This is a genomic window from Planktothrix prolifica NIVA-CYA 540 (assembly GCF_963864145.1).
Classification (GTDB): Bacteria; Cyanobacteriota; Cyanobacteriia; order Cyanobacteriales; family Microcoleaceae; genus Planktothrix; species Planktothrix agardhii.
This window is the reverse complement of the sequence record NZ_CAWLTW010000001.1, coordinates 2,130,083-2,141,724: the sequence shown is the minus strand read 5'-3', so window position 1 is coordinate 2,141,724 and position 11,642 is coordinate 2,130,083. Positions and strand designations below refer to the sequence as shown.

Sequence of the window (11,642 nt, the reverse complement as noted above, 5' to 3'; positions counted from 1 at the left end):
AAAACCGACGGTATAAAACAGAGAAAATATGAACTGTTTTTTTGTATAATAACACTATAAGCTATAAGGTTTTATTTTTCAATAGGAAATATTAAAATCATCTTAATTTTTGGTTTCCAAATTTTAAAATCCTAAATCATCCTTAGCTAAAGCCGCTGCTTTTAATACCTTTTCATCGGATTGTTGTGTCCAGTCCGTTTCTCCAATTTCTTCATAGAATGTTTGATCATAGGGACGGGTGCGAACTACAACGGGCATCGGGACAGCATGACCTAAGACTAATGCTTGTTGTTTGGAATCTAATTTTGATAACACCGACCGCAAGCTTTGTCCTCCAGAAACCCCGGTAAAAATTGCATCAATATCTTTATCATCGTTTAATAAAGCTGTAATTCTGGTTCCAACTTGAGACATGACTTCCGCATCAATACCAGAGGGACGTTGATCAACAATTAATAGAGTCACAAAATATTTTCGCATCTCTCGCGCAATAGTTCCAAAAATAGTAGAACGTACAATAGCTGGATCTAAAAAACGGTGAGCTTCTTCAATAGTAATTACTAATTGTGTCGGACGGTCTACGGGATTTTTAGAGGCTAAAAAATTCTCGGCTTTTTTCACATAGGCGTGATGAATACGACGAGTGATCATATTAGTTACTAACATATAGGATAGCATATCTGATTGCGATCCAAACTCCACTACAACATTTTTTCCCGCGTCCAAAGATTGTAATATTCTATCGACATAATTAAACGGACAAGTAGGACGCATATATTTTAAATTATCCATCCGTAGTAATTTCCGTTGGAGCGCCATAATTGAACCTTTATGTCCCCGGCGTTCATCACAAAATAGTTGAATTTCTTCGTTAGTCATGGATAACAATTGAGAAATCCAAGATGAGCCAAATTCACTACGGAGAATATTAGCATTATCAATACTAGCTTCGGAAAGATTTAATTCCCGTTGCACTAACATAATATCTTCTACCTCAATTTGAGCATAGCTTAGATATAATTCCTGTGCATCTTTAATCCCTCGGCGTCGGCTAGATTCAGGATCAAGCGTATAGACTTCTACTTGACCAGGAAACAGTTGTCTTAACCCTTTAACCGTACTAAATTGTTTGCCCTCCGATACCGCTTCCCAGCCGTATTCTGAGTGCATATCAAAGATTAAATTAACGGCGGCTTTCTTCTTAATAATTCCCGATAATAATAACCGGGTTAAAAAGGATTTTCCGGTTCCCGATTTTCCGAAAACTCCATTACTGCGTTCTACAAACCGATCTAAATCTAAACAAACTGGCACATCCATATCCAGGGGTTTACCGATGGCAAAATTGCGCCGAGTGGGGTCATCTTCCCAACCAAAAATGATTCTAAAATCCCGTTCACTGGCTTCATAAACCTGGGAAAAATGTACGGGAATGGTTTTTACTGGTAAGAGTTCAATTTCGGTGTTATTGGTTTGGGTTTGGAATGAAGCGATCGCAGATTTTCCATTATTAAGAGGGCGAGAAGACCTCGCCCCTACGGTTTTTTCTTGTTGGGCGATAACACGAATAATTTCTTCTTCTCGTTCTGAGACTTCCCGACTTAACATCAACATCGGGCTGAGTTCAATAGTTCCGTAGGTGCTATTTCCGGCTAAAATTGCTTGTAAAAAATCATCATCGGGGTGAGGTGGGTTGGCGATAATTCGCAAGCTGGATGTTCCTAAAGAGACATCAGTTAATAAACAGAAAAAATGCGATCGCTTTCCTCGCACGACTAAAAATTTTCCTACCCGCATTTCTTCTACAGACACATCGGGATGTAAGCGAACTTCTAAACCTTTGGTCAGGGAACCTTGAATGACAGAACCTAGAGGTTTTTCAGTAGTCATAGTGAAGTTTTTTGGGGGTGAGCAATGGGTAACTTTGGTTACGCATTGGGGGTTTATAGCTGGTTGTTGTATTGTTCATACTTCAACATTTTGCCATAAAATTAATTACAACTTACATTTTACAATAAGAATGTTTATTGTTTTTCGTCAAGAGATTGAAAGAACTTCGTTGTTGGGCTTTAGCCCTAACAGGATGGGCTAAAGCCCAACAACGGGGGATTTTTTGATATTTGTTTATTTTTTCCTATTATTTAGGATGAAAAACTATAAATGGTTTGGGGTTGTAATTGTTGACAAATGGAAGAAGGAAGTTGAGTTAGGGGAAATTGTTCCCGATGGAGTTGTACCTGTAAATTGGTTAGGGGATCAACCCCGGAAGAAATGATAAATTGTAGTTTTTGGAGATGGGGCCATTGAGTAATTTGATCTAAAATTTGGGTAATGGCTTTCAGGTAGGGATGATCTAGTTGTTGATACCAATGGGGATCGGCGACTCCGGCTTGATCAAAGCCTAAATTAACAATTAATTGTGCTTGATCAAATAAAGCGGTTGTTACGGGTCGAGCTTCTTCTTGTAATAGTAAATCATTGGTTTTAGCTAAAAATCTCAACTTTTCTAACCGTTCATAACTGCTGAGAATTGAGGTTTTATTGCGTTTTGACTCCATATATTCTGCTTCTGGATTTTCAACTAAAGGTTGAGATTCATCCCAATTAATAGCCACAGTAATTAAGTAGGTTTGTAATAATAAATGCCCTAATTTTTCTGCTTTTGTAGCCAAATAAACCGTATTATAATCCGTGGCTTCAATAATTAAGGGAACCCGATCCACAATTTCAATCCCATAGCCTTTTAACCCGGCAATTTTACGGGGATTATTAGTAATTAAACGAATTTTACGCACCCCTAAATCATTCAGCATTTGCGCCCCCATGCCATAATCCCGTAGGTCAGGAGCAAAACCTAATCTTTCATTAGCTTCAACGGTATCAAATCCAATATCCTGCAAAGAATAGGCTTTAATCTTATTAATTAATCCAATACCGCGTCCTTCTTGGCGGAGATAAATAATCACTCCTGATCCGGCATAATCAATCATTTTCATCGCTGTTTGTAACTGCATTCGACAGTCACAACGCAAAGATCCGAAGGAATCTCCGGTTAAACATTCGGAGTGAACCCGCACCATTACGGGCATTTCTTTTAATTTTTCCAGATCACCTTTAACTAATGCAATATGTTCCGTATTATCTAAGGAATTACGATAGGCATAAATTTTAAAATCCCCAAATTGTGTCGGTAATTGAGCCACGGTTTCTCGATACACAAAACGGTCATGTTGGAGGCGATAACTAATTAAATCCGCAATAGTAATTAATTTTAAATTGTGAACTTTAGCATATTCAATTAATTCGGGAAGTCGCGCCATTGACCCATCGGGATTTTGAATTTCACAAATCACGCCCCCAGGATATAACCCCGCTAACCGAGATAAATCCACGGCGGCTTCCGTATGTCCGGCTCGTTTTAATACCCCGCCATCTTTAGCGCGCAGGGGGAAAATATGGCCCGGACGTCGTAAATCTTCGGGACGAGTCCCTGGGTTAATCGTTATTTGAATGGTGCGGGCGCGGTCATCGGCGGAAATTCCGGTAGAAACGCCCATTTGAGGGGACGCATCAATACTAACGGTGAAGGCGGTTTGGTTGGCGTCGGTGTTTTTAGTCACCATTAAGGGCAAGTCTAACTGATCCAGACGCTCTCCAGTTAGGGCCAAACAAATTAATCCCCGGGCGTACACCGCCATGAAGTTAATCATATCGGGGGTAGCAAATTGGGCGGCACAAATTAAGTCGCCTTCGTTTTCGCGGTGTTCATCATCCACCACGACAACACAGCGCCCGGCTTTGAGATCGGCTAGGGCGGCTTCTATAGTATCGAATTGGTAGGGGTTTGTCGGTAGCACGGACTCGTTCAAAATCGTTTTCTCATCAACGCTTATTGATTAATTGTAACGCTGTTGATCAATTGAGATCCTATTCTAACTGAAAGGGATTTGATTTTGCCGGGGTAGTTGCAGAAAAATATCTCAACTGACGAATTCAAAACACTTTTAGGCTACTTTTATATTTACCTCAACGTGAATATCCATACCCGCTTGAGCTATCATTATTACTAATTTATTAATACTAAATCTTTCGATATCACCGTTGATCAAATCGCTAATCCGAGGTTGAGTTTCGCCAAAAAATACAGCAGCCTGCTTTTGAGTCCATAATCATAGCGTGATCGCTCCTTTAAAAAAAAGGTGATCGCTTTTCTGACTGGGTTCATGTGTTGGAATGCGATCGCATCTGATACAATTTACTAAGATGGTATAATTAACTTACATTAATTACTAAAAACACTATGACAACCAAAGAAATAATTCTACAGGAATTAGAACAAATTCCTAGTTCTCAACTGGATGAGGTCTTAGATTTCATTCGATCTCTTAAGCAAGCCGTTAAACCGACAGAAAAACCGTATAAACCCATTTGGGAAGTAGCAGATGATATTATTAAAGATATTCCTGAAGAAGTTTTAAGTCAATTGCCAAAAGACGGGGCGGAAAATCATGATTTTTACCTGTCTAAAAACCTCCATCAAGAATTATGAAAACTCTTTTTGTCAATACATTTTATTGGGTCGCTTTAATTAATGTGGCTGACTCATGGCATCAGTCCGTTAGGGATTATAGTCGCAATCTTAATAATATTCAATTGGTAACAACAGAAGAAGTATTAACAGAAACAATTAATTTTTTTGCCTCCTTTCCATCACCTATGAAAAAAGCTGTTTTTCAGTTACTTACTCAAGTGGTGACTGATAGCCATATCAATGTTATTCCTCAAAGCCATGAATCTTTTACATTTAAAATCGCTCAAAGCGAAGAAACTTACCAAGAATTCAAACACCCCCCCCAAACCCCCCGTGCACGGGGGCTTGGGGGGGAGGGAACACCGGAGGAAAAGACTTCACCGTCTAGCTTTGCTGCATCACTAACTCAGAATGGTGATCGCAGAAGAAACTGAAAAACGAGAACCTCAAATTATTTGTTCTTTAGGATTATTTGAATCAAAGGATTAATGATTACCATGACATCAGTTCAATTAACTACAAATTTTTCCCTAGAAGAGTTCCTGCAATTGCCGGAAACTAAACCCGCTTGCGAGTACATTGACGGTCAAATTTATCAAAAACCAATGCCCCAAGGAAAACACAGTATTCTGCAAACTCGCTTAGTAACCATTATTAATCAAGTTGGCGAACCGCAGCAATTAATTTATGGACTTACAGAATTACGATGCACGTTTGCTGGGCGTTCTCTTGTCCCAGATATTGCCGTATTCGAGTGGTCGCGCATTCCTGTTGATGAAGATGGAGAAATTTCAAACCGAGTGGAAATTGCCCCAGATTGGATCATTGAAATTCTTTCCCCCGAACAGTCTCCTAACCGCGTGATTAACAAGATTATTTTCTCTCTTAAACAGGGAACAAAGTTAGGTTGGTTCATTGACCCAGATGATAAATCTGTGATGGTTTTTCAACCCAATCAATTACCAGAAGTTAAATATGATGCCGATATTTTACCTGTTCTCAGTGTGATAGAAAGTTGGCAAATTTCAGCAGCCGATGTTTTGGGGTTGTTAAAATTTCAATAAAGATTTTATAACATAAGTCTGGGAGCTTGAAAACTGAGTGTCTTCAGACCACCAGATGAAAAGCGACTCAGGGGGTTTTAACCCCCGTGAATATTTCTTCAATCTATGTTAATATATCCAGTAACAGGAAAAGGTAAACAACCTGTATAAAAACCTAGTCGCCTAACGGCAAAACGCTGAACCCTTCGACTGCGCTCAGGAGAGCCCTTGACAATTGAATCTATAGGGTTCTACTGCAAAGTTCTAGTTTTCCCCCAGCAGTTGGTAAAAGATTCATGGGAGCTAGACGAACAGTTTTTAAGCAAAAAAGAACTCGCATTAATGCGAATAGGGTAGGGCATACCCGCTCTTTAGCTTGGGGAGAATCCCACCTCTGGTTAAAGCACTGCAAGGTACTTTGATTAAGTGGTTTCGTTGAACCAAGAATCGAGCGCGTCTTCAGACCTGAGAGTGTCAAAGTAATCTTCCTTTTATTTTGTGAAGTAGAGCGAGATAGTGAAACCAGAACAACTGAAGCAAGGTATGATCATTCGCGGTTCAATATTCTCTGAACCAGTAAAAGTGATAACTGTCCAACCGATGATGGATGGAGTCAAACTGTTTGGGCAAGGAATTAATACAAATCAAGTACACCAACCATTCTTAACCTCTGAACAGATTGCCCAGCTTGAAGCTACCCCAGAACAAGAACCCTTTGATGGCGATGCCCAGAAGTTTCGCTATGGGATTGAGGCAATGCGCTTAGGTTTAGCTTATGAATACGATCCATTTTTCGCCCTTACCGTTGCACGAGTTGATCCCCTACCCCACCAACTTGAAGCCGTTTACGACTATTTTTTGAAGCAACCGCGAATCCGTTTTTTATTGGCCGATGATCCAGGTGCGGGTAAAACGATTATGGCAGGTTTACTACTTAAAGAATTGAAGGCTAGAGGATTAGTTAAGCGCGTCCTGATTGTTACACCTGCAAACCTGACATTTCAGTGGCAACGCGAAATGAAAGACAAGTTTCGTGAAGATTTTGAAGTAGTGCGCGGTGATATTCTGCGTGCTAATTATGGTGCAAATCCCTGGCAAGATAAAAATCAAGTTGTTACTTCAGTTTCTTGGATTTCGCGGGTTGATGATGCTAAGGAAAGCCTGTTGCGTAGCCATTGGGATTTAATCATTGTTGATGAAGCCCATAAGATGAGTGCCTATAGTTCTGATCAAAAAACACTAGCTTATCAACTCGGTGAGAAGTTGTCAGAAATGACCGATCACTATTTACTGATGACTGCTACCCCCCACAAGGGCGATCCGAAAAACTTTTGTTTGTTTTTAGCCTTACTGGATCGTGATGTTTATGGGGATGTAAGCAGCTTAGAAGAGGCGATGAAACGTAATCATGCTCCTTTCTATCTACGTCGAACTAAGGAAGCACTGGTCACATTTCCTGACCCGGAAACTGGAGAAGTAAAAAAGCTTTTTACTCGTCGCATTGTCCAAACTGCCGATTTTCAAATTAATAACGATGAGCTAGATTTTTACGATGAATTGACACGCTATGTTGAAGATCAGTCAATTAAGGCAGCAATGGATGACTCCAATCGTGGACGAGCTTTAGGGTTTACGATGGCGATGTTACAGAGGCGTTTTGCCTCAAGTGTTTATGCTGTGCGCCGCAGTCTGGAACGGATGTGTGAAAAGCGTAAGTATATCCTCGAAAATCCAGCAGCATACCGTCAGGAATTAATTGAACGGAAATTACCTGATGATTTTGACGAACTAACCGAAGAAGCTCAAGAAAAGATTTTAGGTGATCTCGAAAATGTAATAGCCAATATTGATCCGATTGCCTTACAAGATGAAATTAGAATACTTAATAAGCTGATTAAATTAGCGAAAGATTTAGAACATCGTGAAATTGAATCAAAATTACAACGACTGAAGCAGTTATTGGTAGAAAAAGGCTTTTTTAACGATCCCAAAATGAAGCTGCTGATTTTTACTGAACATAAGGATACCCTTGACTTTTTAGCAGGTGATGGTAAAAATGAACGTCCTCTAGGCAAGCTTAAACAGTGGGGTTTGAGTGTTACCCAAATTCATGGAGGGATGAATATAGGCGATCGCAATACCCCCAATACCCGCATTTATGCCGAGCGTGAGTTTAAAGAAGATTGTCAAGTATTAGTAGCAACGGAAGCGGCGGGTGAGGGGATTAACCTTCAGTTTTGCTGGCTAATGATTAACTATGACATTCCTTGGAATCCTGTTCGTTTAGAACAACGCATGGGCAGAATTCATCGTTATGGACAGGAAAAAGACTGTTTGATTTTTAATTTTGTTTCTACAAATACCCGTGAAGGGAGCGTATTTTGGAAACTATTTGAACGTCTTCAAAAAATTGAGGCTGATCTTGATCCTGAAAATACGGGCAAAGTTTTCAATGTTTTAGGCGATGTTTTTCCGGCAAATCAAATTGAAAAAATGCTCAGGGAGATGTATGCTCGTAATCTCACCGAAGATGTGATTAAAGATCGGATTGTCAGTCAGGTAGATACGGAACATTTTCGCAGAATTACCAAATCGGCATTAGAGGGACTAGCAAAACGCGAACTAAATTTATCTAATTTGATTGGCAGATCTACTGATGCTAAGGAAAAGCGATTAGTGCCTGAAGTAGTCGAAAATTTCTTTGTTGAAGCATCTTCTATTGTTGGTATTCATCCTAAAGCTATCACCTCCAACCCGAATCCCAAAGGACGAGGGGGGGAGATGGGCAAAAGCTATCGCATTGGACGTATCCCGCGCCATCTTTGGGCAACAGGGGATGATCAAGAATCGCGTTTTGGTAAACTGGGACGGGAATATAAGCAGATTGCTTTTGATAAAAAAGTTCTCGATTTAGATCCTACGGTGGAATGGGTGACACCAGGACATCCTCTGTTTGAGTGTGTGCGAAAAGAGGTACTAAAACAAACAGAACAAGACTTGCAACATGGCGCGGTATTTTATGACTTGCATCGCAACCAACCCGCAAGATTAGATGTTTATTTGGTGGTATTTCAAGATGGGCGTGGTAATAAACTCCATGAGCGTTTATATGTGGTGCAAACTGAATTAGACCAAACTTTATCGCTCAAACAACCAACGATTTTTCTTGACTTAATACCTGCAACGGAAACAAGTGAATTTCCTGATCATCTTAATTTACCAGATAGTCTACAGCTTGAACAGTTTTTGATTGAATCTGAGTTAAACGGATTTCTGTTAGAAATGCAGCGCGAAAGAGAGCGAGAAATTAAAATAATCTCTGACCATACGGAAATTAGTTTATTGGCAATTATTGATCGTTTACAGATTCAATATGGTGAATTATTTGTTAAAAAGGAATCAGGGTCAGAAGAAACGGGTTTAGATGGGCGTTTGAAACAAGCTGAAGATCGTCTGGATGAATTAAATACAAGATTCGATCGGCGCAGGATAGAATTAACACAGGAGGGTAACTGTATGATAGCTGCCATTGAGCCAAAAGGTAGGGCATGGGTGTTACCTCATCCTGAGCGTTACGCGCCTGATATTGCACCAATGGTTAGTAATGCTGAAATTGAGCGCATTGCTGTTAATGCGGTGATCGCGTATGAAGAAGCACAGGGTTGGCAAGTTGAAACTGTAGAGTCTGAAAATCGTGGTTTTGACTTGATTTCGCGCCAACTTCACCCAGAAGATCCCAAGACGGCGATCGCGGTCAAGTTTATTGAGGTTAAAGGGCGATCTCAGGTTGGACGGGTCGCTTTAAGTGATAATGAATACCGTACCGCCGAGCGTCTTAAACAAGATTATTGGTTGTATGTGGTGTTTAATTGTGCAACCAAGCCAGAAGTTCACCCCATTCAAGACCCATCTCAATTAGAGTGGGAAGCAGTGGTAAAAGTGAAACATTATCAAATTGGGGCAAATCTAATTCTGGCGACTGAAAATCAGGAGGAAAATAGTAATGATTCGTAATATTACCTTACCAGATTCGTTGAGTTTTTCAGATTACTTTAAGCTAAATTTTTATCCAGAAGAAATTCTCAACTATTTTGGTTATTCCTTTGAAATGAAATTATTAACTTTTGTGAAAAGTGTTTGTGATTTAGTAGAATTTGATGCTTTAGAAAAAAGACTAAACAAGAGTTTACCTTATATCACTTTTGACAACGAAATGGCAAGGCGTGAGTTTTTAATTGCCCCGGTTTTGATGGATTTAATTGACTATACCAAATCTTATTTGAAGGTTGCTTATACTTTAACTGTGAATAATCAATTGAGGGGAGAGTTAGATTATTTCATCGAATCTAATATCAAATCTAATGGTGAGGTAAATCATCAATTTTTAGTAATTGAGGCAAAAGATGAAAATTTAGAGCGTGGCTTTAAGCAATTAGCCGTAGAAATGGTGGCATTAGCTCATATTATTGAAGATGGACAAAGATATATTTATGGGGCTGTATCAATTGGTAAAGTCTGGCAATTCGGTTTGTTAGATCGTCAGACTAAGAGTGTAATTCAAGATTTGCATTTATACCGTGTACCTGATGATCTAAAAGATTTAATGAGTATTCTGGTGGCAATTTTAAATGGTAAAAATTTATATTTATTAACCTAATCCAACTTAAATTTACTAACTCCTAAATTATGATCTATCCCAAACGCCTAATCGAAGTTGACCTACCTATTAAACGTATTTCTGCCCATGCCAGACGGGAGAAATCAATTAGACATGGACATATTTCAACTCTACATATATGGTGGGCGCGGCGACCATTAGCAGCTTGTCGGGCGGTGATTTGTGCTTCATTGTGGATTGATCCGGTTGATAGTTTATGTCCCCAAAGATTTCGAGATCAAGCGGTAGAAATTATTACTAAGTTTGCTCAGAAAGCAGCCGCAGATGGATGCTGTTCGCCAGAAAATTGGAGTAAATGGAAAATATTAGTTAAACCTGAAAATGCACTAGATCCGCAGAATCCAAAGCATTTAAACAGTTTGCGCTATTTATTGCTAGATTTTATTGCGGATTTTGCTAATTGGGATAATTCAACTCAGTCTGATTATCTGGAAACAGCGAGGGCTTTGACTCAAGCAGCCCATGAAGCGTTAGGTGGGGAAGTGGGGACGCGCCCTCTTGTGGTTGACCCCTTTGCGGGTGGTGGTTCGATACCCTTAGAGGCTTTACGAGTGGGGGCGGATGCTTTTGCCAGTGACCTCAATCCGGTGGCAGTGTTGTTAAATAAGGTGGTTTTGGAATATATCCCCAAATATGGGCAACGTTTAGCTGATGAGGTGAGAAAATGGGGACAATGGGTGAAGGAGGAGGCTGAGAAGGAGTTAGCAGAGTTTTATCCTAAAGATGAGGATGGTAGTACCCCTATTGCTTATTTATGGGCTAGGACGATTATTTCAGAAGCTCCCGATGATGGTACGGGGATTCCTGTGGAAGTGCCTTTGATGCGGTCTTTGTGGTTAGCGAAGAAGGCTGGGAGAAATAAGGCTTTGCGATGGGTAAGGGATGCTTCGGGTGTGGTGCAAACTGAGACGTTAGAAGTAACTTATGCCGATGGAGTAACGCGCAAGGTGCGCCGTCCTTTATTGGAGATTTTTGAGCCGAAAAGTGAGAAGGAAGTTGAAAAGGGAACGGTGGCCAGGGGTTCGGGAACTTGTCCTGTAACGGGTTTTACTACTCCTGTGGTATCGACAAGAAGGCAACTAAAAATAAGAAAAGGTGGAGCTAATGATGCTCGTTTATTTTGTGTAGTGTTATTAAAGCCAAGTACACAGGGAAGATTTTATCGGTTGCCAAGTTTACAGGATTTAGAAGCAAATGAGAAAGCAGTTACAGCATTAAGAGAGTTTACAAGTTTAGATTTGATTCCAAATGAACCATTACCACCACAAGGCTCACTTGGTTTTCGAGTACAACTTTATGGCATGGAACACTGGGGCGATTTATTCACCCCTAGACAATTACTGGCATTAGTGACACTAACAAGACTGGTGAAGACCCTCACCCCTAGCCC

Annotated in this window: 8 protein-coding genes and 1 pseudogene; 6 read left to right on the top strand and 3 right to left on the bottom strand. The window is 40.1% G+C overall.

Annotated elements, in window-relative coordinates:
• Positions 1–123 precede the first annotated feature (123 nt).
• From AC559H_RS09900 to AC559H_RS09890, 3 genes and pseudogenes are all read right to left on the bottom strand, one after another.
• Positions 124–1,890 (bottom strand): helicase HerA domain-containing protein, encoded by a 1,767-nt coding sequence (locus AC559H_RS09900; RefSeq protein WP_026794462.1) that lies wholly within the window; start codon positions 1,888–1,890, stop codon positions 124–126.
• Between the two features lie 251 nt (positions 1,891–2,141).
• On the bottom strand, positions 2,142–3,869 hold the full coding sequence (ribBA, locus tag AC559H_RS09895; RefSeq protein ID WP_237745554.1) for a bifunctional 3,4-dihydroxy-2-butanone-4-phosphate synthase/GTP cyclohydrolase II: 1,728 nt from the start codon (positions 3,867–3,869) through the stop codon (positions 2,142–2,144).
• Between the two features lie 135 nt (positions 3,870–4,004).
• A pseudogene (locus AC559H_RS09890) lies at positions 4,005–4,154 on the bottom strand (XRE family transcriptional regulator); the annotation flags it as partial.
• A gap of 146 nt (positions 4,155–4,300) precedes the next feature.
• On the opposite strand from AC559H_RS09890, the gene AC559H_RS09885 reads away from it, so the two are divergent.
• The 6 genes from AC559H_RS09885 to AC559H_RS09860 form a co-directional block, all read left to right on the top strand.
• Positions 4,301–4,549, top strand: coding sequence for a hypothetical protein (locus AC559H_RS09885; protein ID WP_026788979.1), 249 nt, complete (start codon positions 4,301–4,303; stop codon positions 4,547–4,549).
• On the top strand, positions 4,546–4,965 hold the full coding sequence (locus AC559H_RS09880) for a type II toxin-antitoxin system VapC family toxin (protein ID WP_052338637.1): 420 nt from the start codon (positions 4,546–4,548) through the stop codon (positions 4,963–4,965). Before AC559H_RS09885 ends, AC559H_RS09880 begins: the two co-directional genes overlap by 4 nt.
• Positions 4,966–5,028: 63 nt before the next feature.
• Positions 5,029–5,595: a Uma2 family endonuclease gene (locus AC559H_RS09875; protein WP_026788980.1), complete on the top strand. Its 567-nt coding sequence runs from the start codon at positions 5,029–5,031 to the stop codon at positions 5,593–5,595.
• Between the two features lie 495 nt (positions 5,596–6,090).
• Positions 6,091–9,588 (top strand): helicase-related protein, encoded by a 3,498-nt coding sequence (locus AC559H_RS09870; protein ID WP_026794460.1) that lies wholly within the window; start codon positions 6,091–6,093, stop codon positions 9,586–9,588.
• Positions 9,578–10,231 carry a hypothetical protein gene (locus tag AC559H_RS09865; RefSeq protein WP_036831800.1) on the top strand — a complete coding sequence of 218 codons (654 nt, stop codon included), beginning with the start codon at positions 9,578–9,580 and terminating at the stop codon, positions 10,229–10,231. The genes AC559H_RS09870 and AC559H_RS09865 overlap by 11 nt, the downstream gene beginning before the upstream one ends.
• Before the next feature lie 29 nt (positions 10,232–10,260).
• The coding region (locus tag AC559H_RS09860; protein WP_193372587.1) for a DUF1156 domain-containing protein at positions 10,261–11,642 on the top strand (1,382 nt) is incomplete at its 3' end.